Consider the following 25,332-nt stretch of genomic DNA (forward strand, 5'->3'; position numbering starts at 1 on the left):
ACCCATGTTGGTTTTTACCTTCGACAGAGAACCTGAGGATGCATGACGTGAACAGACTGAATGGAAAGACCGCCGTGATCACCGGTGGCGCTACCGGCATCGGCCGCGCCGCAGCAAAGCGCTTCATAGAGGAGGGTGCCTTCGTCTTCATCTTCGGCCGCCGGCAGGAAGCACTCGACGCCGCGGTGGCCGACCTCGGGCCCCATGCCCGCGCGGTGAGGGGCTCGGTCTCGGATGAGGCCGACCTCGACCGACTCTATGCGGCGGTGAAGGTCGAGCGCGGCACCCTCGACATCGTCTTCGCCAATGCCGGGGTGGGAAGCCAGCTTGCGCTCGGCAAGATCACCGCCGAGCACATTGACGAAACCTTCGACACCAACGTGAAGGGCACGATCTTCACGGTCCAGAAGGCGCTGCCGCTGATGGGCAAGGGCGGTTCGATCATCCTGACCGGATCGAGCGCCGGCACCACGGGCGCCCCGGCGTTCACCGCCTACAGCGCGAGCAAGGCGGCCGTGCGCAACCTCGCGCGGACCTGGGCGGAGGATCTGAAGGGCACCGGCATCCGGGTCAACGTGCTGTCGCCCGGGGCGGTGGCGACGGAACTCGCAAAGGCAGCGCTGGGCGAGGAGGGCCTGAAGGCCTACGGCTCGATGACTGCGCTCCAGCACATGGGCGACCCGGCGGAGGTCGGCGCTGCGGCTGCCTTTCTCGCATCGTCGGACAGCAGCTTCATGACCGCCAGCGAGCTCGCCGTCGACGGCGGCCTGGCCCAACTCTGACGTGCCGCGCCCGGCCGGTCACTCCATTCGATGGTCGGAGCCCGCAGGGCGTGGTGAACAACAACGAACAGCAAAAAGGAAAAACCTGTGAACAACCATGGTGCACAAAAACTGGCGGGAAAAATTGCGGTCGTGACTGGCGGAAGCAGCGGGATTGGCTTGGCCACAGCCAAGCGCTTCGTGGAAGAAGGTGCGCACGTCGTGATCACCGGGCGACGGGAGAAAGAGCTGAAGGAGGCTGCTGCCTTCATCAAGACAAACGTCACGGCGGTCGTCGGCGACGTGTCGCGCCTGGAAGATCTGGACCGGCTTTATGCCGTCGTGAAAGAGAAACATGGGCACATCGACATTCTCTTCGCGAACGCGGGCGCTGGTACGGTCGCGCCACTGGAGGTAGCTACCGAGGCACATTTCGACCAGACCTTCGACGTGAACGTCAAGGGAACGTTTTTCACGGTGCAGAAGGCTCTTCCCCTGTTCAAGGACGGCGGCTCGATCATCGTGACCTCTTCGGTCACGAACGTGTTGGGAACCCCGGGATTCAGCGCTTACGCCGCGAGCAAGGCGGCTGTGCGCAACTTCGTGCGTGCCTGGACCATGGAGCTGAAAGACCGCCAGATCCGCGTGAATTGCGTCAGTCCCGGACCCACCGAGACGGGGGCTTTGCAAAAGACGGCGGGCCTTACCGCCGACCAGGCCAAGCAAGCGGCCGCCGAGTACGCCTTGCAGATTCCCATGGGTCGCTGGGGCAAGCCCGAGGAAATCGCGGCTGCCGTCGTATTCCTCGCCTCCGATGAAAGTTCTTTCATCACGGGTATCGATCTCCCCGTCGATGGAGGCCTGGCGCAGGTCTGAACTCGACGCGGCCCCGTGGCTGGCCTCCAGAGCTGCCAGCCGCGGGACCGCACCTATTAAACCGGGATCCAACCCAACTCAGAGAGAACCCTTATGACATATGCAATTATCGGCTTCGGCGATATCGGCCAGGCCCTGGCCAGGGCGTTTGCCCGCAACGGCGTCGAAGTATCCGTTGCCACTACACGCGACCCGGAAAGCTTTGCTTCCGCCGCGGCCGCGATCGGACCCACGATCCTTCCCAAGACACTGGCGGAAGCGGTCGAGGCAGACACCATCTTTCTGGCCGTCCGTTTCGAGTCGCACCGGGATGTCGCGAACGCGCTGCCGAGCTGGAAGGGCAAGACCATCATCGACGCGATGAACACGTTTGCCGATCCGGTCGAAGAGCTTTCCGGTCTTCCGTCCTCTGCCTTCGTTGCCAAGGCCTTCTCCGGCGCCAGGCTCGTGAAGGGATTCAATCATCTGCTGGCCGGCACCCTTGCCGAAGATCCGAACGTCAAGGGCGATCGCCGGGTGGTGTTCCTGTCGAGCGACGAAGAAGGCGCGGCAGAGACGGTGGGCGCACTCGCCAAACAACTCGGTTTCGCGCCCGTCAATCTCGGGAAGCTTGGGGAGGGTGGCGCACTTGTACAGGCGCGGGGCAAGAGCTGGGGACCTCTGATCTTCCAGGATCTGTTCAAGAAAGAACCGTGAGCGATGCAGGACGATCACGGCCCAAAACAGGAATCAGAGCGCACTTTTCCAAGAGGTCGACTCCAACCCCGGTTTTGGGTCGGTGGTCATACGGGCGCGAACAGGATCGAGCTCGATGATGGTGATAGCGGTGCAGCAGGTACGTTTCGCGGTCGACCAGGGAAGATTGCAGCGGCCTTCCCGCAGCGTGCCGGTGCGGCGATAGCCGAGCCTACTCGGAGGACGCGATGCCGGTGCTGAATATGTCGTCCGCGTATGTGTTGATCCGCGCGATGATCGCGTAGCGCTCATCCTCGGTCAGGTCGTGCTCCTTCAGCGTTTCGAACAGATGCCCGACAAACGCCTGGAACTGTTGCGGCTTGATGTGCAGCCCCTGATGCGCATGATGCATGGCGCGACCGCTGTAGGTGCTGGGCCCGCCGAGGGCTGCGGAGAAGAACTCGGACTGCATGCGCTGCAGCTTCTCCAGCGCCACGCCCTCGAAGTAGGAACGCAAGGTCGGGTCGGCAAACACCCTTCTGTAGAACTGTCCGACGACCTGGTTGGCGCCGGGGGCGCCCCCGATGCGGTCGAACGGGCTCACTTTCGGCTCGGTCTGGTTCATGGATGACGTTCTCCCGTTGCCACGCGACCAGCGCGACTGCCTGAAGTCTGGGGGGATCGGGCGCGGTCCCGCTTGATTCAGATCAAGCAGGAAGCAGCGGCCACGGTGGAGCAAAAAAGCGGAGTCAGATTCACTTGCAGTTGTGAGACTCGCTGGGAGGTGGGGAAAAGGTGTGGGAAAAGGTGTCAGGGACAATTTCTGCGCTGTTCCGAAGGGATCAATGCGAGCCGAACCTTGCCTCCTGTTTGGCCCCGATCTTCTGCAAGAATGTTCCCGGCATCGTGCTCCCCGGTTCTCCGTGATCCCGCCAGAACCGCAAGATCGGTCGAGCACTTGGTGGCCCCGATCGACAACATGGTTCCACCATGGAGAGATGGACGATGAAGACAGCGCTTCGAAACTATCATGCGCGGATGCAGCGCGTGCTGGACTACATCGACCAGCATCTTGACGATGATTTGGATCTGGGGGCGGTAAGCCGGGTGGCCGCCTTCTCGAAGTTTCATTTCCATCGGCAGTTTGTGGCGACCTTCGGGTTGTCCGTACATCGCTATGTCCAGCTTGCTCGCATGAAGCGTGCTTCGCGCCGTCTGGCCTGGAACGATGCCGAAAGCGTCACGGAGATCGCGATGGATGCCGGTTACGATGCGCCCGATGCCTTCGCCCGCGCCTTTCGCCAACGGTTCGGGCAGTCGCCTTCGTCGTTCCGGAAGTCGCCCGACTGGGCGCCGTGGATTGCCGCCTTCGGGCCTCTGGACAACGCAAGGAACAAGTTCATGCAGATCATCTTTACCCACGACGACGTGACGATCCGCGATGTGCCCCCGATGCCGGTGGCGATGATCGAGCATCGCGGCGACCGGGCAACGCTCGGCACGACCATCGAGCGGTTCAAGGCCTGGTGCAAGGCCGAGGGCTTGTCGCCCGAGACGGGCCGATCCAGCTTGATGGTGTTTCGATCCGAGAGGTGCCCCGCAAATCCGGCTGACTACAGCATGGACCTGTGCGTCGGGACCGATCGGCCGATCGAGATGAATGATGAGGGAATGAAGGCGGGCCTGATCCCCGGCGGACGCTGCGCGGTGCTGCGCTATCCCGGCAACACCAACAATCTCGAGCCCGCTGCGCTCTACCTCTATCGCGATTGGCTTCCGGACAGCGGTGAGGAAGTACGCGACTTCCCGATCTATTGCCAGCGCCGGCTCTCCCTCATGCCGGATGTGTCGGCACCTGAAGTCATCGTGGAGTTGTTTCTGCCGCTGAAATAGCACTTCACGAATGGTGGCCTTTTCGTGGAAGCCGGGACGGAGGAAGTTGAATGACTTCGCGCGCGGCCCGGCGCGCTTCGGTCCGCTTGACTTCCTCCGTCCCCTTTTTTTTGTTGTCGTCATTTTTTCCGCAATTAATCCCGCACGCCGGTCCTATGCGCCGGAGCCGCGGAGGTCTGCAGGCGGACCAGACCAAGAAATGCGCCAAATTCGCCGCTGCTGAAATAGACGGTTTCATCGCCAGGCAAGATCCAATCGGCCTGCAAGCCGGTCTGTGTCAGTACCGGTCCGCTACCGCCGGTATTCCAGGGTACGGTCAGATGGCGCGGGCTGGCGTCTCCAAACAAATCCTTCAGTGCGCGGAAGTCACCCGCCTCTCCGCCATGGGTGCGTACGGATATGCTGACCGTAAGGCCGTTCCTGAGCAGCACCTGAGCTTCGCTGCCACTCATAAACCCGGGACGATCCGGCAGCGATACGTTCACGATGATGCGGCCATTCGCGGGCGGTTTTGGCGCATCAGCGTACGGATCACGCGATGGTCCCGTCGGAAGCTTGAAGCATGTGGTGCGCTCATCGGGCAGATAGTCGTGCTGGCGTACGGCGCACTCGTTCATCGTGACGGACTGATTCAATGCGATACCCGCCATTTCGGCGGCGTGCCCCCCATGGCTGGTGACGAGTCCCGGCCAAGCGGTGGCGAGCACGAAGAGGTAACATTTCATGGCTGACGCCAAGATTCATGGATTTTCCCGCACCTTAGCGCAGTTGTGGCATGGGAGCTGCGAACTCGCCATAGAACGAAAAGAAGGTTCAGGCTCACTTGCGGGCGTTGCGTGGTTGCCAAATCGGATTACATTCGGTTGCTGGCCGTTGAGAAGTGAACCTGACCCGGTTCGGTTGCGCTGCCGTCGTGCGTACGCCGGCAGCGCGCGTCACCCGTGGAGAATTTGAGCATGAGATTTCGGTCGTTCCTTGCCATGGTTGTTGTCCTGCTCACCGGCATCCCGTTGGCGTTGCACGCCACCAGTCCGGTGCGCGCTGCGGCGCCTGTTGCCATCAACCCGCTCTATTTGGCATCACCCGCGTCGCTCAGTATCGATCAAGTGGCGGCCATGCAGCGGCAGTTGCTCGACTGGCCGCAGCTGAACCGCTACCGCGCCGACAATGCCCGGCTCGCGCCGCCCGTGGCTGGAGAATCACGGGTGGTCTTCATGGGCGATTCCATTACCGATAGCTGGGGCCGCATCAAGGGCAGCACCTTCTTTCCCGGCAAGCCTTACATCAACCGCGGCATATCGGGGCAGACCACGGCGCAGATGGTGCTGCGCTTCCGGCAGGACGTGATCGATCTTCACCCGGCCGTGGTGGTCATTCTTGCCGGCACCAACGACATCGCGGGCAATACCGGTCTGGCGACACTGCCGATGATCGAGGATAACGTCCGCTCGATGACCGAGCTGGCGCAGGCCAGCCACATTCGCGTCATCCTCGCTTCGGTGTTGCCCACCACCGATTATCCCTGGCAGCCGGGTTTGCAGCCGGCCGCGAAGATTCATGCGCTCAATGCGTGGCTGCGGACCTATGCTGCCTCGCGAGGTGCAACGTATCTGGACTACTACCATGCACTCGCCACGCCGCAGGGCGGCATGCGCGCGCGCCTGTCCAGTGATGGTGTGCATCCCACTCCCGCGGGCTACGCCATCATGGCTCCGCTGGCGCAGCAGGCCATCGAGCGGGTGCTGGCGCGCTGAAGCAAGCAGGTTCGGGTTCACTTGCGGTCGTTTGAATTTCGGCGCGGGCATGTCTCCCCGATAGAATCCTCGGGTGTGTCGCCTTGTGGGAGCTGGCCTGTCTCGGCTTGTCGGGAAGTGAACCTGACCGCGTTGTTGTCTGAAGGTCGTTTAACTTCCTCCATTATGATGGAGCTATTATATTGTGTGTCCCAATGCATTGGTCGCAAGAGATAATTGCATTATGAAGTCCGTCAGGAAACCTCCCTTTACAATTGTTCCCATGACGGGGCTTTGTCTAATATTTGTTTCAAGTATGGTTGACGAGTATTTGCAGATTAAGTGGGTCTTTTATCTAATGGTCGGCCTTGGTTCAGCTCTTTTTTTGTCGTGTGTTCCGGCGATGTACAAAGAGACGAATCGAAAATATCTGGCTGACCTTGAGGGTATGAAAAAGAAAAATGCCAATGGAAGCGTAGACCGGGACGAAGGAAGTTGAACGCCCTTTGCGTAACCGGTTCGGCGCCTCGCACGCGCGGGGCAACTGGACGGGCAGGGTGATCTTGCGCCACGACGAAATCGCGGCCGGTGCAGCCGACCAGGTGCCGACTGGCGAGGCGTGAGATCAGCCCTGGGTATGCATGTGCCGCCGCATGAAGCTGGCCAGGAAGCCTTCTTGCGGCTGTCCTTCCGGGGCGTCTGTCGGCAACTGCGGCCGCTGGGCAGCCAATACGACACAATCGAACGCGGTGCCCAGACAGGCAGCGTAAGCCTGGGCCTCTTCCAGCGTCGCAAAGTGTCGCTCTTTCTTCTTTCGGCCGCGTTGAAAGACGTGCACTACGTAAGTGATCTTTTCCATGACGCCTCCGGGGCCTCGGAATCCCACACAAAGGGAATTTGCTACTCCTTCCCACAAAACGCCCAGCCCGCACGGACGATCGACATGCCCCGTGCGGTGGACTTCTGCTCAACCAAGATTTCAAACCCTACGCCGGCCGCTGTTACTGCAACGTAATCGGGAACCGGGACAGAGGGAGTCGAATGAGGTTCGCTCAATTTCCCCTGCCCCGGGGGTCGCGGGCGCTGGATGTGTTCAGTGCGGAGCCGCGATCGAGGTGGCCGCTGGCTTTGATGACTCGGCGGCGGCGCGTCTGGGCGTATCGGCCGGGCACCACGTCTTGAGGCGCTTGCCCGCACGGAACAGGTCGATGCATTCGCGCATCTCGGCCTTGAAGGCGAGATCAGGCGTGTTTATCGGGCAGCCGTACGGCAGTGGCTTGTCAGCCTTGTACTCCGCGATGCAGGTCGACAGTGGCAGCGACTGGGTCGGATGCGGGTCGTCGGCCAGCGGCGGTGGCGGGAGGTTGAGCCGCTCGTCGCCGTCCTTCGGCGAAGGTGGCAGGGGAGGTAGGCCGCACAGCAAGTTGGAGGCCGTGCTGGGGTTCCTGGGATCGCAGGAGCTTTTGGCTATCGCCCTGATCGCATCGCCTATATGGCGACCCAGCGCGCCGCCGGCCGTCTCGTTCGGTGGCGGGAAATATTTCTCGAAGCGGGTGGCCTTGTAGTGCATCCGGTTGCTGTCGTGCTGCATGATCCGGCGATCGTCCGCGGGCTTGGCCGGTTTGGTCCTGGTGTTTGCTGCTGCCCATGTGGACGCCGTCGTGGGCGGTAACCGCACCGAGCCATCTTTCGCAAACAAGCTGATGTCGGACGGTGTGGTGACGGACGTCGCCGGCGCAGGTGCCGCTCGATGATCCTGCACGACCATCGCGTCACGATGCGGCTTCTCGTGCGTCACGGGGCGAACGCGCGAGGTCACGAGCCGTCGCGGCGGTACCAAGCCAGGCGACGTGGGTGGCGCAGGCGGCTGCGCGGCGCGCGGTGCGCTGGAATGATCCAGCAGGCGCACGGTCAACGCCTGACCGATCGCGATATGCACCACCGTCAGAGGGGCGGGCCTGGGCTGCATCTCGTTCCACAGTGCCAGCGCGAACAGCGCATGCAGTACCAGGGCCAAAGCCAGCGCGAACGCCGGGTGCGTCAGCAGCGGCCGTCGCCAGCGCCTGCGACCCGAGGTTTCGCGCGTTTCGCGGTCGACTGATGCGAGGCCGCGCGCACGGTCCTCCTTCTCCTGATCTCGGACTTGCCCGGAACGTTCGATGACATTGCCTTATTCAGGAGAATTACCCTCACGAAACCCGCGCACACCGTCAGCGCGTGTTGCGGCCAGGCTCGGTGGACAAGTTCTTGCGTTGGGGGTTCCTGAAGCCGGGACTCCTGCCCCGCGACGAAATCGCGACCTGTGCACCCGATCGGGCGCTGACCCGTGAGGCGTGCGATCGGTCCCGAGCAGCCTCAGCAGGGCCAGAGGTGTTCACTCGGCCCGGAAGTGGAGATCGGACGGCATGCGGGCGATCTCCTCCATGCATCCCAGCCCGCGCAAGGTCTCGCCGACTGCCTGGTCGAGTTCGGTATGCGGCTCGCTGCCGAGGAACGCGACCAGCTTGCGATTGTCCAGCTGGAGCGGCTCCTGCCACAGGTAGCGCATTTCACGCAGTTCGCGGAACAGCGTCACGAACGGGGAGGCCAGCGTCGCCAGCCACCACGGGAAGGCCCGGGCCGGGATCTTCGGATTGTTCATGACGCGGCGGACGGCATCCGTCATGGCGAAGCCGTCGACCCAATGGCCGCCGAAGTGGAAGCGTTCGAACGGGGCCAGTTCGTTGTCCCGTTCCAGCAGGCGCGCCACGGTTTCGCCCACGTCGGGCAGATAGGCCCAGGCGTGGCGCAGCTCGAGCTGGCCCGGATAGCTGATCGAGCGTGCCGGCCGGCCCGGCTTCACCATGGCCGCGAACCAGTTGTTGCCGGCATGCGGGCCGAAGAAGTCGCCGCAGCGCAGGATCAGGGAGCGAACGCCATCGGTCGACGCCTGTTGCAGACGACGTTCCAGTTGCACCCGGATCGCGCCCTTGCGGGTCAGTGGCTGCTGTGGCGAATCCTCGCGCAGCAGCGGCAACGCATCCGGACCGTAGTTGTAGACGGTGCCGGGCAGCACGATCCGCGCACCGGCGGCGCGTGCCGCTGCGATGGTGTTGTCCAGCATCGGCAGCACCAGCTTTTGCCAGTCGCGATAGCCCGGCGGATTGACCGCGTGGACGATCACGGCAGCGCCGTGCGTCGCGCCCACCACATCGGCGCCGTTCATGGCGTCACCCGTGCGCCATTCGATCTGCGTCGACAGTCCGGGGCGCGCGGCATCCCGCACCAGCGCACGCACCTCCCAACCCCGACGCAGCAGGGCGGCGGCGATCTCGCCGCCGGCGCCGCCGGTGGCTCCCAGGATCAAGGCTGTACGTGGCTTGTTCATCGACGTTCTCCCTTTGAGGTGGGTCCAGCATGACCTCGACGCAGGTCGATGAAAATCCACCATCACCGAACTTCTGCTATACATAAATGCATGACGACGAACGAGCCCGGATGGGACCTGTATCGCTCTTTCCTCGCGGTCATGCGCGAGGGCAGCCTGTCCGCCGCCGCGCGCGCGCTGGGCATGACCCAGCCCAGCCTCGGGCGGCATATGCGGCAACTGGAAACGGATCTGGGCGTGGCGTTGTTCGCCCGTTCGCCGCAGGGGCTCACGCCGACCGAAAACGCGCATGAGCTGGTGCCGCACGCGCAAGCCATGGCCGCCGCTTCGGCGGCGCTGCGGCGCGCGGCATCCGCGAGCAATCACGAAATCCGCGGCGTGGTGCGCCTGACCTGCAGCGAAGTGGTGGGTGCCGAGGTTTTGCCGCCGATGCTTGCGGCGTTCCGGCGGCGGCATGCCGGCATCATCATCGAGCTGTCGCTGTCCAACCAGTCCGAAGATATGCTGCGCAAGGATGCGGACATCGCCGTGCGCATGCTGCGCCCGGCACAGACCGCCCTGGTCGCGCGCCGCATCGGCAGCATTCCGCTGGGCCTGTACGCGCATCGCTCCTACCTCAAGATGCACGGCCGTCCCCGCTCGCTGCCGGACCTGCAGCAACACGCCCTGATCGGGTTCGACCGCGAAACGCCCGCACTGCGCGCCTTTCGCGGCCGGCTCCCGTTCTGGCGTGAAGACTTCGCCCTGCGCACCGACAGCGACCTCGCCCAGCTGGCAGCGATCCGCGCCGGCTTCGGTATCGGCATCTGCCAGTGCCCGATCGCCCGGCGCGATCGCGAACTGGTACACCTGTTGCCGGATGCGCTTGCGCTGGAACTCGACACGTGGCTGGTGATGCACGAGGACCTGCGTGCGAGTCGACGCGTGCGTTTGCTGTACGACCATCTCGCGCAGGCACTCGGCGTTTACGCAAGTGCTCAGGTGTGACGCGTGTTCGACCAGGCTGCCAGTGACGCTACGATTCGTGCACGGGCATCCCGGGCGCTGTTTGCCGATATGCCCCCGACGAGTTCGTCAATGAGATCGCAGCTAGCCGCATCAGCGGGAGGTGTGGGGCACGGATCGTTTTCGTGAATGGGGTAAAACCAGAATCGGCCGGTTCGCGGCGGTGAGGCCGCTGCTGGGGCGGCCACCCGGTCACTCGAATGGTCCCTTACACGTTTTTATCGGCCGGCTTTGCGCCGCCGCATGACACCCAGCCCGATCAGCCCGATGCCCAGCAGAAAGATGCCGGCGGCCTTCGGCTCCGGGGCGTTCACGGGGTCCAGCCCTTCAATTACGTCGTTGCCGCAATACATGGTCCAATGGAAGGCGAAGTTGTTGGGGTTCAGATCGAGGCCTGCCGTATCGAAGCTGAAGCTCAGAAGGCCGTTGCCGACGGTCCAGGACCCGGTGTCATTCGTCGCCGTCGCCAGGGACTTGTTCACCGCTACTGCCTGACCGTCGCGGTATATGCAGCCGCCGGCGCAATTTATGAAGTAGTTGGAGAGCAGGACATCGGGATTGTGGTTGCCAGCATTGCCGGCGCCAAGCGCATAGATGGTGCCGTGGCCACCCGAGTTGCTGAGTGGATTGTCCAGCGCAAACGCGTATGTCCAGTGGTTGCCGTTGGCGGCGTTGTCGGTGTCGTAAGGGCTCGAGCCGTTCGGGGTCCAGCCGGTTGAAAGAAGCAGATCGCCGTAGCCTATCCCCGTGTGATTTCTCGTCCATTGCGAATCTATACCCGCGTTGCCGGCGAAATTGGTATGGATGGTGACGGTGAGTTGACTACCCGACAGGCTGGCCTCCATGCCATCGACATTGAAAGTGGTCACCCCGGCACCGCTGATCACATCGCCGTAACCATGCCCGTTGCCACCTTGGTAGGTATCGTTCATCACCGTTGCCGAGGCGCTCGAAAAGACGACCATCAGGCCGAGCGCCGTAATCCAAATCGGTAATTTCGTTTTCAAGATGTTTCCCCTGTTTACTGACCATTTTCCCGGGAGGACGCCGCGCCTTCCCGGCGATTGGTCTTCCAATCGACGTAGCGTTCACTCTCCCGGCGTACGTTTCGATGGCCGCAAATGACCCGATGCCCCCTTCGCAGCCACCTATAGACAAGCAAGAGTTGTGCTATGAGTCGTATGCGTTATTATTCAGTGACTTGTAGCGGAGTTCATGCGTTCAATCAGCATGTTTTGTAAATTATCCCGACAGTTATGACTGCGCCGGAAAGGATCGCGAGGGACCGGGTCGGGTTCACCGCGCCGACCTGATGCCGGCGAAGCGTTGGATCCTGGCTTCGACCGTCGCGGCGAAGTCATCGCCACCCAAGGCGCGCTGCTGGCCAAAACAGGGGGCACCATTTCGAAACCGAAACCTCAGGGTCAGCCCGGGTCAGAGTGCACTTCTCGAGGCCGGTTTTCCGGAGCGACGGGTTTGGCGCTGACGTTGGCGCTCAGCCTTGCAGCCAGCTCATGGCTTGGTCGCGCTCGTCGTAATCGAATTTGCGGATCTTCGCCAGCATCAACGGATCGAGCACGTGGTCGGCGAACGTGCCCATCGGGCTGTTGGTGACCAGGGCCACCTTGCTGATCTTGTCGTGCACGGCGTTGACGAATTTCAGGTGGGCGAACAGCGCGCCGACGCTCTGCCAGCCGGGGAATTTGCGGCTGCGGATCAGGATGCCGCGAAGCCGGTCATGATCCTCGAGATAGTCGCCGATCGTCTTGCCGACGGCCTCGAAATCGTCTTCGCTCAGCGCCTTGTCGGAAGCGGGCTCCAGCATCAGGATGCCGGCATCGCCGTCCAGCGCGATGTTGATGCGCGCGCGATCGCGCTCGCAGACCCAGTCCCTGGCCGCCGCGTACTCGGCGCTGTCGAAATGCCGCAGTTCACCGGGCGAGAACAACCCGAACAGCTTGATGGCATTCTCCAGCCACTTGATGTCGCTGACGATCGCCATGCGCGCCCAGTGGCCAATCTTGCCCAGCCCCAGGCGCAGGTCCTGCCACACCGCGCCGGCCTCCATGCCCTTCCATTCGCCTTCGATGCAGCACAGCAGGTCGAGCTTGGGGTGGTTTTCCAGCTTCTCGTTGACCAGCGGGATGAGCTGCCTCTCGTAGTCCTCGGCGCGCAGCTTGTCGGTGATCCTGATGCCGATCACGTGATCCGGAAGTCCCTCGATCATGCTCAACATGGTGCTGTCCCTCCGTTGTGGCGCCAGATGGGTCGGACTGCTGGACAGTCAGTGTACTCGTCCGGACACCCCGGGCGATTGAGCCAGCTGGCCGCGGAGGACGGGTCAGGGACAATCTGCGTCAAGGCACTCGATCATTTCGTCGCGACGAGATCGGCGGCCCTGGTCCTTCTGACAACGGACGTCCATCCGATCATTTCCGCGACTCTTTCATCGCAGATGGAGGACCAGCTTCGCGCCCGTGGCTGCAGCGGCCAGGGCGTTTGCGGCTTCCCGCGCCCCTTCTCCGTGCGATGCTCGCCGAGGCGGTGCTGGCCGGAATTCGAACCTGGCCGAGCTCGTCCCGGCGTGCCGGTTCCGAGGACTTTGCACGGTTTCTTGTGCGCCAGGTTCACGCCATGATCGAAGCCGCCCGCGCCGGCCTGCCGTCGAGCGTCACCGGGTCGTAACCGCGTCGGGGTGTGCTCTTGAAAAGTCGCCCCGGCCCCGGTTGCCGTATTCATCGCCGGGCCATGGACAGGCGCGCCGGCTCTCCGTTCGGTCGGCCTGCCATGGTAGCTTTCCGTTGCGGCCGGGCCGTATCGGAATGCGTGGCCACTGTCGCTTTCACGGTGCCTCGCCTCCCGCGGTGAAGTAGCTGATACCTCCCCCTTTGGAACAAGGCAAAACCATGCATGCCGATTCATCCTCTGGCGTCGATCCGAATGGTCTGCGGGAATACTCGGTGGTGTTCACCGACCGCGCACTCAACCATATGTCGCAACGCTTTCAACAGGTCATGCGCGACCTGTCGAATCACCTGAAGACGGTCTACCACGCCCACGCCGTCGCGCTCGTGCCCGGCGGGGGTACCGCCGGCATGGAATCCGTGGCGCGCCAGTTCGCCCACGACAGGAACGTGTTGATCATCCGCAATGGCTGGTTCAGCTACCGCTGGAGCCAGATCTTCGAGGTCGCCGGAATTCCCGCGCACACGACCGTGCTCAAGGCACGCCCGAGCCACGCCGCACACCAGGCCCCGTTTGTGCCGCCGCCGCTTGATGAAGTGATCGCCAGCATTGTCGACGGCAAGCCTGACCTGGTGTTCGCGGCACACGTGGAAACCTCGTCCGGCATGCTGCTGCCGGATGACTATCTTCAGGCCGTGGCAACAGCTGTCCACCGGCACGGTGGCCTGTTCGTACTCGATTGCATAGCCAGCGGTGCGCTGTGGATCGACATGCCGCGGATCGGGGTGGACATCTTGCTGTCTGCCCCGCAGAAAACCTGGAGCTCGACGCCGTGTGCTGCCATGGTCATGCTTTCGGCGGCCGCGGAGGCGCGGCTGGAGACCACGCAAAGCTCGAGCTTTACGCTGGATCTGGCCAAGTGGCGTGCCGTCATGGCGGCCTATGAAAAGGGTGGTTTCGCCTACCACTCCACCATGCCCACCGATGCGCTGGTGGAGCTGCGCGACGCCATGGTCGAAACCATGGAAATGGGCTTGGAACAGACGCGCGATGCGCAATGCGAGCTCGGGCGGAAGGTGCGTGCCTTGCTGGCTCGGCATGATCTGCCCAGCGTCGCTGCCGAAGGCTTCCAGGCGCCCGGCGTGGTGGTGAGCTACACCGATGACGACGCCATCCACAAGGGCAGCGCGTTTGCCGCACAAGGCCTGCAAATTGCTGCCGGCACGCCGCTGGCGTGTGACGAGCCCGATGACTTCAAGACGTTCCGGCTTGGCCTGTTCGGCATCGACAAGCTCAAGGATGTCGACGGCGCGGTGCGGCGACTGGACGATGCGCTGGCTCGCATCATGGCGTGACGAAAGGCGGCGGAGTCCGGGGAAGTCGAATCGAAACCGGGCTCAGGATGGGCTTTCTCGAGCAAGGCGACCCCGATCCTTGTCGCGCGGAGATATCTACCCTTCATACTTGCCCCAACCCAGGAGCAAATATGGAAACGATCCACGTAGTGCAACCCTTCGACCGGGTGAAGCATGGCTTGAAACCCGGCCAGGTCCTGCAGTTCAAGACGGCTGATGAGGCCGCGCGCAGGGCAGGACTGCTGGCCGACAAGCATGCCGGCGTCGTCGCCTACAGCATGGACGTGGACGAGGACAGCGGCGACTACGGCACGCCGCGAGTGCTGTTTTCGTCGGGGGACGTGCCAGAGCTTTGATCGGTCAAAAAACAAGATCGGGTGCACTTGGTTCCGCGCCGTGGCGGCGCGGTCGGAGGGAGTCGGGGGCCGCTATCATGGCGTCATGTCCAAGCTGCTTCTTAACCTGCGCAATGTGCCCGATGACGAGGCCGACGACGTGCGTGCGATGCTCGACGCACAGCGGATCGCGTTCTATGAAACCAGGCCCAGCATCTGGGGTGTCTCGGCAGGCGGCATCTGGGTGACCGATGACGAGGCCTTCGCCGACGCCCGGCGCGCGATGGACGACTACCAGCAGCAGCGCAGCGCCCGTGCACGGGCCGAATACGCCGCTGCCCGGCGCGCAGGCACCGCGGAGACGTTCATGACGATGCTTCGCGCGGAGCCGGCGCGCGTCGTGCTGAGCGTGCTGGGCATACTCCTCGTGCTGGTACTGATGGCGCTTCCGATCATCTTGTTGCGCAGGTAGAAGCGGTGTCCTGGCGGGAACGCGGGTCCGGCTTCCGCGTTTCGAACTCGCGGGCATTCCGCGGCACCTGGTGCAGCGGGGGAAGCCATCGTCCACCCCCGGAAAATTGTCCCTGGCACATTTCTTTTTCCTAGGCTGAGGTGGCCCTTCGCCGGCAATGGTTTAGGCTGATGCCTGTTTCGTCGGACGGGAAACCTGGCATGCGTGCCGAAGTCGGGAAGTGGGCGGTGTCGCTGGCGAGGGCAGGCCTCGTTGCCTGCCTGGGGTGGACGGCCGCCGCGCAAGCGATGTCGTTGCCCCGGCGGCAGGTCATTGCGATCACGCGGGTTACCGTCATCGACGTCGAGCGCGGGCGATCTAGCGGGCCACGAACGGTGCTGGTCGACGATGGCCGTATCGTCTCGATCATGGCTTCACGCCACGCGCATGTTCCGGCGTCGGCCCGGCGTGTCGACGGACGTGGGAAGTTCCTGATTCCCGGCCTGGTGGACATGCACGTCCATCTGTTCAACCTGTCATCGCACCGGCCGCCGAACGACTGGTCGTTTCCGCTGTATGTCGCCAACGGCGTCACCGGAGTGCGGGAGATGCGTGGGGACGTGGCATCGATGCCGTGGGTGAGGCGCTGGCGCAAGGCCCTCGATGCCGGTGCACTTGCCGCACCGCGCATTCTTGCCGCCGGCATCGCCGTGTACGGCAGCTCGCCGGACGACGCGGCCCATCGGGTCGATGCAGCGGCCGATGCCGGTGCCGATTTCATCAAGGTCTTCTCGGAGCTGCCGGCTTCGCATTGGCACGCCATTCTCGCCGCCGCGCAGGCGCGTTCATTGCCGGTCGTCGGCCACGTACCGGCGGGCGTTCCGCTGCTGGTCGCAGCCGCCGCGGGCCAGCGCAGCAACGAGCACCTGATGCAGGCTTACGAGGCCTGCTCGTCCATCGAAACGCCGTTGCTCGAAGCACGCGGCGGCCTCGCGGGCGATGCGTTGACAGCGCGACGCGATGCACAGGAGGCGCAGGCGCTCGGGGCGTTCGATCCGGGCACGTGTCGGAACGTCGCCAGATCGCTGGCTGCCGCCGGCCAGGCGCAGGTGCCGACGCTCGTGCTTGCCGACGAAGACTCGCTGGCGCAGGGGCGTTCGCCGGGCACCGATCCGCGCTGGCGATTCCTGCGTGCGGACGAACGCTCGCGTTGGGAGCGATTCCTTGCCGTCTACACGGCAGCGGACGCGGCGCTGGCGAAACAGCGTTGGCCGATCGCCCGCCGGATCGTGTCGCTCATGCATGAGGCCGGTGTGCCGATCATGGCGGGCACCGACTCGCCGATGCCCGGCGTCTATCCGGGCTTTGCCCTGCACGAGGAGATGGAGCTGCTGGTCGCGTCGGGACTCACCCCGCGTGAAGCGCTGTACTCGGCGACGCTTGGGCCGGCGCAGTTCCTCGGGATCGCGGACACGAGCGGCTCGGTGGCGGTGGGCAAGCGTGCCGATCTGGTGTTGCTGGACGCGGACCCCACCAGGGACATCCACAACGCCCGGCGGATCGATGCCGTGCTGCTCGATGGCCGCCTTTTGCGGCGCGCCGATCTCGATGCCCTGCTCGACGCGGCGGCCCGCGCGCAGGCGCGATGATGTGATTGGCGTGGTGGCCCACGCGAGACAAGGGCGTCCGTCAGACCCGGGTCAGCTCCCTCCGTCCGCTTTCGTCGTACTCTGCCATCCGCCGACCCTTGCGGAGGATCCGATGAAATCACGGCTTGCCATCTTGCTGCTCGCTGGTGTGCTTCAGGGGGCACCGGCTCTTGCGCGGCCATCTGCCGCTTCTCCCGTGCTCGGCAGCTGGGCTGTCGATGTCTCGCGTTTGCCGATTCCGCCGGCGGCGCGGCCGAAGAGCGTCACGATAAGCTTCAGCGACGTGGGTGGCGGGAGGTGGACGACGCGTGTCGACATCATCGACGCCAGCGGAGCGGCAAGCCACGCCATGAGCAATGCGGCCCTTGATGGCACAGCCGCGCCCGTCAGGGACAGCGTCGAGGCCGACACCGTCGCCCTGATGCTGCCGGCGGCCAACGTCCTGGTCATGGATCTGGTGAAGCAAGGCATGCCAGCGTCGACGCGCGTCTATACCGTCGCTGCGGACGGCAGGACACTGACCGAGACGGTAGCCTATGCCGGGGGCAACGGCATGCCGATGATGCGGACGAACTATTTCACGCGCGTCGGTAGCCGATCAAAATAGCAAAGGGTCAAGGTTGGATTACCGCTCATGCCGATGACCGAATTCGTTCCGGACCAGATCTGGCTGCTGGACTATCCCGTCAGATACGCGGGCTGCAGCTTCAATGCGCGGATGAGCATCGTCCGATTGGCAAACGGCGCGCTGATGTTGCATTCGCCTTGCGACATCGATGAGGCAACCGCGAAAGCGATTTCAGGACTGGGCCCCGTCAGCTGCATCGTTGCTCCGGGCAACTTTCACTGCCTGCATGTGGCGAAAGCACAATCCCGTTTTCCCGCGGCCCGCACTTACATCTGCCCTGGTGTCGAACGCAAGCTGCCGACTCTGCGTTTCGACGGCATGCTGGGCTCCTGCGCGCCGACGGATTGGGGCGGCACGATGGATCAGGTGCTCATTCGCGGCAGCCGTTTCATGTGGGAAGTCGCGATGCTGCACAAGCCGAGCAGGACCCTGTTGCTGGTCGACGCCATCGAATTCTTTACGGACCGGACCGCCAACGTCAGCTGGCAGGTGAAGGCCTGGTTCAAGTTGTTCGGCATGTGGAACAAGCCCAAGCCGGCGCCCGAATATCGAATGGGGTGGAAGGACAAAGGAGCCGCGCGATCATCACTGGAAGAAATTCTGGGGTGGGATTTCGACAGGATCGTGATAGCGCACGGCGACAACATCACCGAAAACGCGAAGGTGATGGCGCGTCGCGCATGGACTCCGCCGCTCGAAAGCAGGTAGTTCGCAAGATTCATGCGACCTCGGGGCGATCTCGGATGCACCTGCTGCCGGCTCATTTGCTGCGCGCCGGGCGAGGAGGCAGCGGGAAGAAAGGTATCCACTCCGCCCCTTTGTCCGCCGGTCGTCAGCGCGGGCGCAGCCAGTTCAGGTAAACCAGTGGCGGCTTGTCCCCGGTACGCACGCCTTCGCGTTCTTCCGTCACCACAGCCCAACACGGCGCCGGGCCGTCATCGGGCAGGCCGGACACCTGCACTTCCGCGCCATGGGGCAAGGGGAGCCGGGTAGCCAGCACCATCACGTCGTCGATCTGCGCCACGAGCATGGCGGACTGGTCGGTCGGGCCGGTATCCCATCCTGACGCGATGCGAATCTTCACTTTCCTGGGAGGCGTCTCGCTGCGATGATCGAGCGAAAAACCGTCGATCTTCTGCAGCAATTCGTTCAACTGCGGCTGGGTCCAGTCGACGTTGCCGACATTGACGTCCGAGCGGTTCTTGTTGTGTGCCATGCGTTGCCCCCCTCTTGCGGGAGTGCACGCTGGATGACCTGCGATTTGCATCGGGTCGGTTGACGGTCTGCCGGCACCGGCGCCGCGGCAACCGCAGGGGCGTGCTCGGTCGGAACCTAGCACGTTCCCAGTCCGCGTGCAGCGATATCCCTCGACCACACCGAACGCTTCAGAACGGATGCTGCCGGTAGAACTGCTCAAGTTGCCGATAGACGTCCGGCAAGTGCTGGCGCAAGGTCGCCGGGCTCTCGAAGAATTGCTCGCTGGCCACCGCGAAGAACTCGGCCGGGCTTTCGAGGGCATACGGGTCGATCGGCAGGTCGGCGCCGCTGCGGTGCTCGGCCTGCAGGCGATCCCATGCGCTGGAGAAGACCTGCGACCACACGCGCCGATCCATGCGCCGGTGCAGGGGTGGAAAGCCGTTGGCATCGCCGTTGAGCATGTCGAGCTTGTGCGCCATTTCGTGGATGACCACGTTGTGTCCGGGTCGCTTCCCGTCATTCAGCACGTTCGCCCACGACAGGATCACCGGCCCACGCCCCCAGGCCTCGCCGGCCATCACGGTACTGGTCTGGTGGACCACCCCCGCCGCATCGGTCTGTGTACGACGGGGAATGAACGCGTCCGGATACACGATGATGCTGTGCCAGCCGTCGTACCAGTCCAGGCCCAGTTTCAGGATGGGTACGCAGGCGTGGGTCGCCAGCAGGACGAGGTCGGCGTCGTCGAGATGCAAGCCCTTGGTCGGCTCCATCGACTTGCTCTCCAGGAACAGCGTGGCCAGCACGCGCAGCGTGGCCTGGTCGGAAGCACCCAGCCGACGTGCCGGGGCGCAGCGCCGCAGCGCGTCTTGCCAGAGCGATTCGCCGATCGGGTGCCGAGCGACGATGCGCCGTACGCGCCAGTTTCTGATTTTGTTGAACATGCCCACATGCTGGAGGAAGTCGTAAGGTCAAGAGCATCAGGGCCGAGGTGCACTTTCTCAAGGAAGAAGACACCGATAGACACGAGTCAGCGCAGGAAAAGCGGATTCGGCGTGCATTTCCCACGCGATCGTCAGCACGGGGTGGCGGCGCCCCGATGGCCGGACCGGGCCGCGCGGACCGTCGAGGTGCCGGTGAACAGGGTCGATTCCCCGGTGAACAGACGGGGCGGTCGGGAATGTCCACCGCGGTCCCGGTTTTCAGCTGCGCTCGAACGATCCCGTCCTTACCTCGCCCTCGCGGACATAGCGATTGACCAGCACGCCGCTGGACGAGCTCTTCGATGCCTCGAGCCGGAACGCCGACGCCTGCGCGCGCTCGTCGAACAGGCGCTTGCCGCGGCCGAGCAGGATCGGATGGACCAGCAGGCGCAGCTCGTCGACCAGGTCCGTCGCCAGCAGCTGATGCACCAGGCCGCTGCTGCCCTGGGTCACCAGGTCGGGCCCGTCGCCGCGCTTGAGCTCACGCACCGCGGCGACGACGTCCGGCCCCAGGGCGTGGCTGTTCTGCCATCCGAGCGTGTCGGGATGATGGGTGGCGACGTGCTTGGCGACGCCATTGAACAGATCGGCAATGCCCCGGTGTGGCGCGCCCTCCGGCACGTGCGGCCAGTACCCGGCGAAGATGTCACAGGTGCGGCGTCCGAGCAGCAGCTCGAACGGGCGCGTGAACACCCCGTCCATCACGTCGCTGGACTCGTCGGCATAGGGCCAGACCCAGCCGCCGTAGGCGAAGCCGCCGCTGGTGTCTTCCTCCGGGCCGCCCGGCGCCTGCACGACGCCATCGAGGCTGATGAACGCGGGAACGATGAGCTTTCTCATGGTGGGGGTCCTCCTGTGCGGATCGACCTGTCCGCCTGTCCTGACGACGGTTGGCCGGCCGGAAGATCGACAACATGCCGGTACGTCGCCACGGTTCGGCGTCCGGCCGCCTGCCGTCTCGCGGGGTTGCGAAAACGGGGCCACCCCAAGGGGGCGCTGTTTTGGTGGCCCGCCAAAGGCGTAGGCTTTACGCGTCACCAGACGGGAGCGTGCAGCATGCCACTACCCACAAACGACAGCCGCTTCAGCGACGCCGTCGCCGCGCTGTATCAGGACCTCCTGGTGCCGCTGATCTTCGCGCCCTACGCGGCGGATCTCGTGGCGCGGCTCGCTCCGCTGCAACCGGCCAGCGTGCTGGAGCTGGCGGCGGGCACCGGCGTGGTGACGCGCGAGCTGGCCGCGCGCCTGGCCCCGGAGGTGCAGCTCGTCGCCACCGACCTCAACGAGGCGATGCTGGCGGTGGCGAAGGCGCAGGGCACTGCGCGGGACGTGGCCTGGCGTCAGGCGGATGCGATGGCGCTGCCGTTCGAGGATGCGTCGTTCGATGCGGTGGTGTGCCAGTTCGGCGCGATGTTTTTCCCGGACAAGGCGCACGCGTACGCCGAGGCGCGCCGGGTGCTTCGCCCCGGTGGCACGCTGCTGTTCAACACCTGGGACCGAATCGGGACGAACGACTTCGCGTGGGTGGTGAGCGACGCCGTCGCCGGGCTCTTTCCGGAGGATCCGCCGCGCTTTCTCGCGAGCTTGCCGCACGGCTATTTTTCGGCGGAGGCGATCGCGCGCGACCTGGCCGGGGGCGGCTTTGCCGGACCGCCGACGATCGAGACCGTCACCGCGATCAGCCGCGCCGACACGCCCGGCCTTCCGGCCCTGGCCTACTGCCAGGGCACGCCGCTGCGCGGGGAGATCGAGGCGCGCCACGGCGCGGGTCTGCAGGAGGCCACCGCCGCGGCCACCGCGGCCATGACCGCGCGCTTCGGCGCCGGGCCGGTGGCCGGTCGCATCCAGGCGCTGGTGGTGCAGGTGGCGCGCTGATCGGCAAGAGGGCGGAAGAAGTTGAATTCCCTGCCGCTCGGCGGGCTCGTATCCGAGCCGTCCTGCGAGAGACGGGTTCGGCGCCACATTCCGGTTGAGTGAGCGGTGATTTGCGCTCCGTCAATCGAGCGACAAGCGGTCCAGGAAGCGTTCGCCTTTCGGCGTCACCCCGAGGGCGCGACCCTGCGCGTAGCGTCGAAGCAGCGACAGCGCCAGCATGCGGTCCAGGATCGCCGCGCCCAGTGCACCGGCCAGATGCATGCGCCGCTCGCTCCAGTCGAGGCACGGTCGGCACAGGGGGCGACGGGACGCACGCACGGTGGTCAGATCGATGCCGAATTCGTGACACCACGCTTCGCCGCGTGCGGTCAGCACGGTCGCGCCACCGCGTTCGGCAAGCTGGCCATGGGCGTGCAGCCGATCCCAGAGTACGACGCCGCAATGGCCGGCGAGGTGGTCGTAGCAGCTGCGGGCGTGCCGCAGCGCCGGGTCGGCCGGCCCGCTGCGCACGCTCGCGTGCTCCTCGCGCGAGGCAAAGCCGAGCAACCCTTCCAGCAGTTCGGCGACCGTCGCATGGGCCAGCCGGAAGTAGCGCTGGCGCCCCTGCCGGAGCATCGCCAGCAGTCCGGCGTCGGTGAGGCGGGCAAGATGGCTGCTGGCGGTGGAGGGCGCAACCTGGCCCTCGATCGCCAGCTCGGTGGCGGTCAGTGCGCGGCCATCCATCAACGCCAACAGCATGGCGGCACGGGTGGGATCGGCGAGCAGGGCGGCGACGGCGGCGACGTTCGGTGTCATGGTTCGATCCACGTCGAAGCGAGGTGGTGGGGATGCTCGCATTATGGCTCTCCAACACAAGCGGGGGCGATTCGATGGCAGGCAGGATTCACCGATACGGCGCGAAGCTGGACTGGCGCGGCAACCAGGGCAGTGGCACCCGTCGCTACGATGGCTACGGCCGCCGGTTCGAGGCGCAGGTCGATGGCAAGCCGCTGCTGGCGGGCTCGGCCGATCCCGCGTTTCGCGGCGATCCGGCGCTGCACAATCCGGAAGACCTGCTGCTGATCGCGTTGTCGAGATGTCACATGCTTTCGTATCTGGCGCTGTGCGCTCGCGAGGGAATCGTCGTGACGGAGTACAGCGATCGTCCCGAGGGTGTCATGCAGATCGATGCCCGCGGCGGCGGGCGTTTCACCAGCGTCGTGCTGCAGCCGCTCGTCACGATCGGCGACGCCGATCAACAGGCCCGGGCGAACGAACTGCACGCCACGGCGCACTCGGTCTGTTACATCGCCAGCTCCTGCAACTTTCCCGTCGAGCTTCGTGCAAGCGTCAGCGCCGCCGCGGTCGATGCGACGATTGCCCTGGCGGAGCCCACGCCATGAAGGATCTGACGATCCTGCTCGAGGACCGTCCCGGTGCGCTGGCGCGGATGGGTGAAGTGCTCGGCCAGGCCGGCATCAGCGTGGAAGGCGGGGGCGCGTGGGTGGCGGGCGGGCAGGGCACCGCACATTTCCTCTTCGAGGATGGCGAGGCGGCACGATCCGCGCTCGCGGCCGCGGGCATTCGGGTGCTGGCCGTGCGCGACGTGCTGATTCAGCGCCTGCGCCAGGATCGCCCGGGCCAGCTCGGCGGGTTGTGCCGGTGCATGGCGGAGGCCGGGGTGAGCATCGAGGTGCTCTACAGCGACCACGCCAACCAGTTGGTGCTGGTGGTGGACGATCCCGAGGCGGGGCGCCTGGTTTCCAGGGAGTGGATGCGAGACAGCGAATGATCGCGGAAAAAAGGTGCCAGGGACAATTTGCCGCCAGGACGTTCAGATTGACTCCGGCACCCTTCCTGCTAGCGGCAATGTCTGCGGCAAGGGCGTTGCGCAACGGCTGCCGATTGCACGCCCATGTGCCGATGGCTACCACGGGCACGTACTGCTGACCCCCGACGAGACGGGCGCGGAGCCCCAGCCGCGTCCTGCCCTCGCGTGCAGCCAAGCGGGTACGCGGTGCTACGAGGACCGCGCGGCATCGAGCTCCATCCGGTTTGCGCCGACCCGTGGCCATCGCCATCGCGGACTCGATAAGCGCACACTGGTGGGGCGTGTCGGCTTGGCCGCGCGTGTCTGCTTGCCAGAAGAGATCTCGGGTAGCGGGCCATCTTTTCAGGTCTTCGAAAACCTTCACCGGCGGGTCGGTACGGACTGTGCGCCTCGATGCGCGCTCGGGCTGCTGACAATCCGGTGCCCACGATTTCCAGGAGATGGCGCCATCGACACGAAGATCGAAGATCTGCTGCAACGCATCCGTACGCTCGAAGGCGAACTGGAAGTGCAGATGGCGCTTGCACAGGCCGAGTTGGGCATGCACCTCGAGAACGGCAAGATCGAGTTCGAGGAGGCCGTGCGGCAGCGGCATCGCGCGATGAAGAGGCGCCTGTTGCGCTATGTCGTCGGGGCGAGGCCCCTGGTCCTGCTGACGGCCCCGGTGATCTATTCGCTCATTGTGCCGTTTGCGTTGCTCGACCTGTGCACGACGGTCTATCAGCGGGTGTGCTTTCCGGTCTATGGCATCCCCAGGGTGAAGCGCGGCGACTATGTGATTTTCGATCGCCGCTATCTTGTCTATCTCAACTTCGTCGAGAAGATCAATTGCGCCTACTGCGCTTATGCGAATGGCGTGGTTGCCTACGCGCGCGCGATCGGTTCACGCACCGAGCAGTATTGGTGCCCGATCAAGCATGCGCGCAAGTTGCTGGGCGCGCATCCGCGCTATGCCCATTTCGTCGCCTACGGTGATGCGCAAGGTTATCGGGACGAGCTCGACGCCTTGCGTGCCGAGGTACGCAAGGCGCATGACGAATAAGGCCATACAGCGTCTTTGCGGGGGTGGAGGAATCGCATCCCCCGCGGCTCGGCGTCCCCGCATCGGGCCCTCCGGCGTTTTTCCCGCTCACCGGGTGGTCGATCCCGGTATGGCGCGGGTCAATGCCGGGTGCGTTTGCTGCCCGCGCTGGCGGGGTTCATCTCGACGCTGAGGGTGAAGGTGCGCTGTTCGTCCGGCCGCATGGCGCCGACGCCGACCAGCTTGCGCGCGATCTCCTCGCCGCGTTCGTCGCGGATGGTCAGCACCATCGAGTATTCCCACGCACCGCTGTCGACGGGGTTGCGAAAGCTGCCCTCCACGCGCAGCGGCACGGACGCAGCGGCTTCGGTCGCGCCGGCTGGCTCGCTGAAGCGCAGCTTGTGGCGACAGGCGGGACACACCGCCGCACTTTCCAGGATGGTCTCCCGGCAGTGCGGACAGGTGCGCGTCGCCCCGGCGGTGCCTGGGTGGGCGAGGGTCATGAAGCGGTGCCGTTGTGCCCGCTGGTCTTGTGCGCGCCGTTGCCGTCCTTGCCATCGTCCCAGCCGAACTCGGCCTGGCCGCGCATGCGCGAACCCGCCGCCACGCTGAGCGAGCCTGCCTTCAGGTCGCCGGTCAGAGCACCGCTCTGCTGCAATTCCACGTGCGCCGCGGATTCGATGTTGCCGATCAGTTCGCCCGCGATGGTGACTTTCTCGGCGCGCACGCTGCCGGTCACCCTGGCACCGGGCTCGATGGTGAGGTCGCCGCGCACGTCGACGTCGCCCTTGAACTTGCCGGCGATGCGCACGTGGCCCTCACCTTCGATCTTGCCTTCGATGGTGATATCGGGCGCGATCAGCGACTCGCTTTTGGGCTTGCCCGGAGTGGGAGCCGGCGTGGGACGGAATGCCGGCTGCACCGGCGTTTGCGCTTCGGGTTTGGTCGCCGGGATGTCGGGGCGCGCCAGCTCCGTGGGTTCGGGTGTTTCGTTGGGGGAGGTCTTGAGCGATTCTTTCCACAGGGCCATGAG

The 25,332-nt window shown here is 64.7% G+C and carries 29 protein-coding genes; 16 read left to right on the forward strand and 13 right to left on the reverse strand.

Going from position 1 to position 25,332, the window contains the following annotated elements; genetic code table 11:
* Positions 1–47: 47 nt before the first annotated feature.
* The 3 genes from ACFPPA_RS06180 to ACFPPA_RS06190 all read left to right on the forward strand — a co-directional run bounded on the left by ACFPPA_RS06180 (position 48) and on the right by ACFPPA_RS06190 (position 2,333).
* Positions 48–782, forward strand: a complete 735-nt coding sequence (locus ACFPPA_RS06180; protein ID WP_377318302.1) for an SDR family NAD(P)-dependent oxidoreductase — start codon at positions 48–50, stop codon at positions 780–782.
* Positions 783–869: 87 nt separating this feature from the next.
* Positions 870–1,637: an SDR family NAD(P)-dependent oxidoreductase gene (locus ACFPPA_RS06185; RefSeq protein ID WP_377318304.1), complete on the forward strand. Its 768-nt coding sequence runs from the start codon at positions 870–872 to the stop codon at positions 1,635–1,637.
* A 93-nt stretch (positions 1,638–1,730) separates the two neighbouring features.
* Positions 1,731–2,333: an NADPH-dependent F420 reductase gene (locus ACFPPA_RS06190; protein WP_377318306.1), complete on the forward strand. Its 603-nt coding sequence runs from the start codon at positions 1,731–1,733 to the stop codon at positions 2,331–2,333.
* A gap of 211 nt (positions 2,334–2,544) precedes the next feature.
* Here ACFPPA_RS06190 and ACFPPA_RS06195 read toward each other — a convergent pair whose 3' ends face one another.
* Entirely contained in the window at positions 2,545–2,937 is a 393-nt protein-coding gene (locus ACFPPA_RS06195) for a group I truncated hemoglobin (protein WP_377318308.1), read from the reverse strand.
* A gap of 380 nt (positions 2,938–3,317) precedes the next feature.
* Here ACFPPA_RS06195 and ACFPPA_RS06200 point away from each other — a divergent pair, with 380 nt between their 5' ends.
* Positions 3,318–4,205: an AraC family transcriptional regulator gene (locus ACFPPA_RS06200; protein ID WP_377318310.1), complete on the forward strand. Its 888-nt coding sequence runs from the start codon at positions 3,318–3,320 to the stop codon at positions 4,203–4,205.
* A gap of 134 nt (positions 4,206–4,339) precedes the next feature.
* Here ACFPPA_RS06200 and ACFPPA_RS06205 read toward each other — a convergent pair whose 3' ends face one another.
* On the reverse strand, positions 4,340–4,930 hold the full coding sequence (locus ACFPPA_RS06205; protein ID WP_377318312.1) for a hypothetical protein: 591 nt from the start codon (positions 4,928–4,930) through the stop codon (positions 4,340–4,342).
* A gap of 231 nt (positions 4,931–5,161) precedes the next feature.
* On the opposite strand from ACFPPA_RS06205, the gene ACFPPA_RS06210 reads away from it, so the two are divergent.
* Positions 5,162–5,959, forward strand: a complete 798-nt coding sequence (locus ACFPPA_RS06210; RefSeq protein WP_377318314.1) for an SGNH/GDSL hydrolase family protein — start codon at positions 5,162–5,164, stop codon at positions 5,957–5,959.
* A 604-nt stretch (positions 5,960–6,563) separates the two neighbouring features.
* Here the strand turns inward: ACFPPA_RS06210 and ACFPPA_RS06215 are convergent.
* The 3 genes from ACFPPA_RS06215 to ACFPPA_RS06225 form a co-directional block, all read right to left on the reverse strand.
* On the reverse strand, positions 6,564–6,797 hold the full coding sequence (locus ACFPPA_RS06215; protein ID WP_377318316.1) for a hypothetical protein: 234 nt from the start codon (positions 6,795–6,797) through the stop codon (positions 6,564–6,566).
* A gap of 234 nt (positions 6,798–7,031) precedes the next feature.
* Positions 7,032–7,955: a hypothetical protein gene (locus ACFPPA_RS06220; protein WP_377318318.1), complete on the reverse strand. Its 924-nt coding sequence runs from the start codon at positions 7,953–7,955 to the stop codon at positions 7,032–7,034.
* A 357-nt stretch (positions 7,956–8,312) separates the two neighbouring features.
* Positions 8,313–9,305, reverse strand: a complete 993-nt coding sequence (locus ACFPPA_RS06225) for an NAD-dependent epimerase/dehydratase family protein (protein WP_377318320.1) — start codon at positions 9,303–9,305, stop codon at positions 8,313–8,315.
* Between the two features lie 90 nt (positions 9,306–9,395).
* On the opposite strand from ACFPPA_RS06225, the gene ACFPPA_RS06230 reads away from it, so the two are divergent.
* The gene (locus ACFPPA_RS06230) at positions 9,396–10,292 is read left to right on the forward strand and encodes a LysR family transcriptional regulator (protein WP_377318322.1); all 897 of its coding nucleotides are present in this window, start codon (positions 9,396–9,398) and stop codon (positions 10,290–10,292) included.
* 236 nt (positions 10,293–10,528) lie between these two features.
* Here ACFPPA_RS06230 and ACFPPA_RS06235 read toward each other — a convergent pair whose 3' ends face one another.
* Positions 10,529–11,317, reverse strand: coding sequence for a hypothetical protein (locus tag ACFPPA_RS06235; protein WP_377318324.1), 789 nt, complete (start codon positions 11,315–11,317; stop codon positions 10,529–10,531).
* A 488-nt stretch (positions 11,318–11,805) separates the two neighbouring features.
* Positions 11,806–12,546, reverse strand: a complete 741-nt coding sequence (locus ACFPPA_RS06240; RefSeq protein WP_377318326.1) for a SpoIIAA family protein — start codon at positions 12,544–12,546, stop codon at positions 11,806–11,808.
* 670 nt (positions 12,547–13,216) lie between these two features.
* Between ACFPPA_RS06240 and ACFPPA_RS06245 the strand changes: the two genes are divergently transcribed.
* The 6 genes from ACFPPA_RS06245 to ACFPPA_RS06270 all read left to right on the forward strand — a co-directional run bounded on the left by ACFPPA_RS06245 (position 13,217) and on the right by ACFPPA_RS06270 (position 18,121).
* Complete coding sequence (locus ACFPPA_RS06245) at positions 13,217–14,350, forward strand: aminotransferase class V-fold PLP-dependent enzyme (RefSeq protein WP_377318328.1); 1,134 nt, start codon at positions 13,217–13,219, stop codon at positions 14,348–14,350.
* A 131-nt stretch (positions 14,351–14,481) separates the two neighbouring features.
* Entirely contained in the window at positions 14,482–14,706 is a 225-nt protein-coding gene (locus ACFPPA_RS06250) for a hypothetical protein (protein WP_377318330.1), read from the forward strand.
* Positions 14,707–14,791: 85 nt separating this feature from the next.
* Positions 14,792–15,157, forward strand: coding sequence for a DUF6164 family protein (locus ACFPPA_RS06255; RefSeq protein WP_377318332.1), 366 nt, complete (start codon positions 14,792–14,794; stop codon positions 15,155–15,157).
* Positions 15,158–15,357: 200 nt separating this feature from the next.
* The gene (locus ACFPPA_RS06260; protein WP_377318334.1) at positions 15,358–16,785 is read left to right on the forward strand and encodes an amidohydrolase family protein; all 1,428 of its coding nucleotides are present in this window, start codon (positions 15,358–15,360) and stop codon (positions 16,783–16,785) included.
* 112 nt (positions 16,786–16,897) lie between these two features.
* Entirely contained in the window at positions 16,898–17,392 is a 495-nt protein-coding gene (locus ACFPPA_RS06265; RefSeq protein WP_377318336.1) for a hypothetical protein, read from the forward strand.
* A gap of 27 nt (positions 17,393–17,419) precedes the next feature.
* Complete coding sequence (locus ACFPPA_RS06270) at positions 17,420–18,121, forward strand: DUF4336 domain-containing protein (RefSeq protein ID WP_377318338.1); 702 nt, start codon at positions 17,420–17,422, stop codon at positions 18,119–18,121.
* 124 nt (positions 18,122–18,245) lie between these two features.
* Here the strand turns inward: ACFPPA_RS06270 and ACFPPA_RS06275 are convergent, their stop codons facing one another.
* The 3 genes from ACFPPA_RS06275 to ACFPPA_RS06285 all read right to left on the reverse strand — a co-directional run bounded on the left by ACFPPA_RS06275 (position 18,246) and on the right by ACFPPA_RS06285 (position 20,433).
* Positions 18,246–18,629, reverse strand: a complete 384-nt coding sequence (locus tag ACFPPA_RS06275; RefSeq protein WP_377318340.1) for a hypothetical protein — start codon at positions 18,627–18,629, stop codon at positions 18,246–18,248.
* 169 nt (positions 18,630–18,798) lie between these two features.
* The gene (locus tag ACFPPA_RS06280) at positions 18,799–19,554 is read right to left on the reverse strand and encodes a M90 family metallopeptidase (protein WP_377318342.1); all 756 of its coding nucleotides are present in this window, start codon (positions 19,552–19,554) and stop codon (positions 18,799–18,801) included.
* 258 nt (positions 19,555–19,812) lie between these two features.
* Positions 19,813–20,433, reverse strand: coding sequence for a dihydrofolate reductase family protein (locus tag ACFPPA_RS06285; RefSeq protein WP_377318344.1), 621 nt, complete (start codon positions 20,431–20,433; stop codon positions 19,813–19,815).
* 216 nt (positions 20,434–20,649) lie between these two features.
* On the opposite strand from ACFPPA_RS06285, the gene ACFPPA_RS06290 reads away from it, so the two are divergent.
* Positions 20,650–21,468, forward strand: coding sequence for a class I SAM-dependent methyltransferase (locus ACFPPA_RS06290; protein ID WP_377318346.1), 819 nt, complete (start codon positions 20,650–20,652; stop codon positions 21,466–21,468).
* Between the two features lie 120 nt (positions 21,469–21,588).
* Here the strand turns inward: ACFPPA_RS06290 and ACFPPA_RS06295 are convergent, their stop codons facing one another.
* Complete coding sequence (locus ACFPPA_RS06295; RefSeq protein ID WP_377318348.1) at positions 21,589–22,263, reverse strand: ArsR/SmtB family transcription factor; 675 nt, start codon at positions 22,261–22,263, stop codon at positions 21,589–21,591.
* Here ACFPPA_RS06295 and ACFPPA_RS06300 point away from each other — a divergent pair.
* Genes ACFPPA_RS06300 through ACFPPA_RS06310 form a run of 3 tightly spaced genes read left to right on the forward strand, consistent with a single transcriptional unit; the run spans position 22,257 to position 24,320 of the window.
* Complete coding sequence (locus ACFPPA_RS06300) at positions 22,257–22,850, forward strand: OsmC family protein (RefSeq protein WP_377318350.1); 594 nt, start codon at positions 22,257–22,259, stop codon at positions 22,848–22,850. The genes ACFPPA_RS06295 and ACFPPA_RS06300 overlap by 7 nt on opposite strands.
* Positions 22,847–23,239 carry an ACT domain-containing protein gene (locus tag ACFPPA_RS06305; protein WP_377318352.1) on the forward strand — a complete coding sequence of 131 codons (393 nt, stop codon included), beginning with the start codon at positions 22,847–22,849 and terminating at the stop codon, positions 23,237–23,239. Before ACFPPA_RS06300 ends, ACFPPA_RS06305 begins: the two co-directional genes overlap by 4 nt.
* 13 nt (positions 23,240–23,252) lie before the next feature.
* A complete protein-coding gene (locus tag ACFPPA_RS06310; protein WP_377318354.1) occupies positions 23,253–24,320 on the forward strand; it encodes a hypothetical protein in 1,068 nt (355 codons plus the stop codon).
* A 119-nt stretch (positions 24,321–24,439) separates the two neighbouring features.
* Here ACFPPA_RS06310 and ACFPPA_RS06315 read toward each other — a convergent pair whose 3' ends face one another.
* Both ACFPPA_RS06315 and ACFPPA_RS06320 read right to left on the reverse strand, forming a co-directional pair.
* Positions 24,440–24,802 (reverse strand): hypothetical protein, encoded by a 363-nt coding sequence (locus ACFPPA_RS06315; protein WP_377318356.1) that lies wholly within the window; start codon positions 24,800–24,802, stop codon positions 24,440–24,442.
* Positions 24,799–25,329 (reverse strand): bactofilin family protein, encoded by a 531-nt coding sequence (locus tag ACFPPA_RS06320; RefSeq protein WP_377318358.1) that lies wholly within the window; start codon positions 25,327–25,329, stop codon positions 24,799–24,801. The genes ACFPPA_RS06315 and ACFPPA_RS06320 overlap by 4 nt, the downstream gene beginning before the upstream one ends.
* Positions 25,330–25,332 lie beyond the last annotated feature (3 nt).

This window comes from Rhodanobacter ginsengisoli (genome assembly GCF_042657065.1).
GTDB classification, from domain to species: domain Bacteria; phylum Pseudomonadota; class Gammaproteobacteria; order Xanthomonadales; family Rhodanobacteraceae; genus Rhodanobacter; species Rhodanobacter ginsengisoli.

What these genes read in the sequence shown, in the direction of transcription:
- ACFPPA_RS06305 (WP_377318352.1), top strand. Translation starts at nt 22,847, where the DNA reads ATGAAGGATCTGACGATCCTGCTCGAGGACCGTCCCGGTGCGCTGGCG.
- ACFPPA_RS06290 (WP_377318346.1), top strand. Translation starts at nt 20,650, where the DNA reads ATGCCACTACCCACAAACGACAGCCGCTTCAGCGACGCCGTCGCCGCG.
- ACFPPA_RS06200 (WP_377318310.1), top strand. Translation starts at nt 3,318, where the DNA reads ATGAAGACAGCGCTTCGAAACTATCATGCGCGGATGCAGCGCGTGCTG.
- ACFPPA_RS06265 (WP_377318336.1), top strand. Translation starts at nt 16,898, where the DNA reads ATGAAATCACGGCTTGCCATCTTGCTGCTCGCTGGTGTGCTTCAGGGG.
- ACFPPA_RS06315 (WP_377318356.1), bottom strand. Translation starts at nt 24,802, where the DNA reads ATGACCCTCGCCCACCCAGGCACCGCCGGGGCGACGCGCACCTGTCCG.
- ACFPPA_RS06320 (WP_377318358.1), bottom strand. Translation starts at nt 25,329, where the DNA reads ATGGCCCTGTGGAAAGAATCGCTCAAGACCTCCCCCAACGAAACACCC.
- ACFPPA_RS06205 (WP_377318312.1), bottom strand. Translation starts at nt 4,930, where the DNA reads ATGAAATGTTACCTCTTCGTGCTCGCCACCGCTTGGCCGGGACTCGTC.
- ACFPPA_RS06210 (WP_377318314.1), top strand. Translation starts at nt 5,162, where the DNA reads ATGAGATTTCGGTCGTTCCTTGCCATGGTTGTTGTCCTGCTCACCGGC.
- ACFPPA_RS06245 (WP_377318328.1), top strand. Translation starts at nt 13,217, where the DNA reads ATGCATGCCGATTCATCCTCTGGCGTCGATCCGAATGGTCTGCGGGAA.
- ACFPPA_RS06260 (WP_377318334.1), top strand. Translation starts at nt 15,358, where the DNA reads ATGCGTGCCGAAGTCGGGAAGTGGGCGGTGTCGCTGGCGAGGGCAGGC.
- ACFPPA_RS06240 (WP_377318326.1), bottom strand. Translation starts at nt 12,546, where the DNA reads ATGTTGAGCATGATCGAGGGACTTCCGGATCACGTGATCGGCATCAGG.
- ACFPPA_RS06215 (WP_377318316.1), bottom strand. Translation starts at nt 6,797, where the DNA reads ATGGAAAAGATCACTTACGTAGTGCACGTCTTTCAACGCGGCCGAAAG.
- ACFPPA_RS06280 (WP_377318342.1), bottom strand. Translation starts at nt 19,554, where the DNA reads ATGTTCAACAAAATCAGAAACTGGCGCGTACGGCGCATCGTCGCTCGG.
- ACFPPA_RS06195 (WP_377318308.1), bottom strand. Translation starts at nt 2,937, where the DNA reads ATGAACCAGACCGAGCCGAAAGTGAGCCCGTTCGACCGCATCGGGGGC.
- ACFPPA_RS06255 (WP_377318332.1), top strand. Translation starts at nt 14,792, where the DNA reads ATGTCCAAGCTGCTTCTTAACCTGCGCAATGTGCCCGATGACGAGGCC.
- ACFPPA_RS06285 (WP_377318344.1), bottom strand. Translation starts at nt 20,433, where the DNA reads ATGAGAAAGCTCATCGTTCCCGCGTTCATCAGCCTCGATGGCGTCGTG.
- ACFPPA_RS06190 (WP_377318306.1), top strand. Translation starts at nt 1,731, where the DNA reads ATGACATATGCAATTATCGGCTTCGGCGATATCGGCCAGGCCCTGGCC.
- ACFPPA_RS06295 (WP_377318348.1), bottom strand. Translation starts at nt 22,263, where the DNA reads ATGACACCGAACGTCGCCGCCGTCGCCGCCCTGCTCGCCGATCCCACC.
- ACFPPA_RS06250 (WP_377318330.1), top strand. Translation starts at nt 14,482, where the DNA reads ATGGAAACGATCCACGTAGTGCAACCCTTCGACCGGGTGAAGCATGGC.
- ACFPPA_RS06270 (WP_377318338.1), top strand. Translation starts at nt 17,420, where the DNA reads ATGCCGATGACCGAATTCGTTCCGGACCAGATCTGGCTGCTGGACTAT.
- ACFPPA_RS06230 (WP_377318322.1), top strand. Translation starts at nt 9,396, where the DNA reads ATGACGACGAACGAGCCCGGATGGGACCTGTATCGCTCTTTCCTCGCG.
- ACFPPA_RS06275 (WP_377318340.1), bottom strand. Translation starts at nt 18,629, where the DNA reads ATGGCACACAACAAGAACCGCTCGGACGTCAATGTCGGCAACGTCGAC.
- ACFPPA_RS06225 (WP_377318320.1), bottom strand. Translation starts at nt 9,305, where the DNA reads ATGAACAAGCCACGTACAGCCTTGATCCTGGGAGCCACCGGCGGCGCC.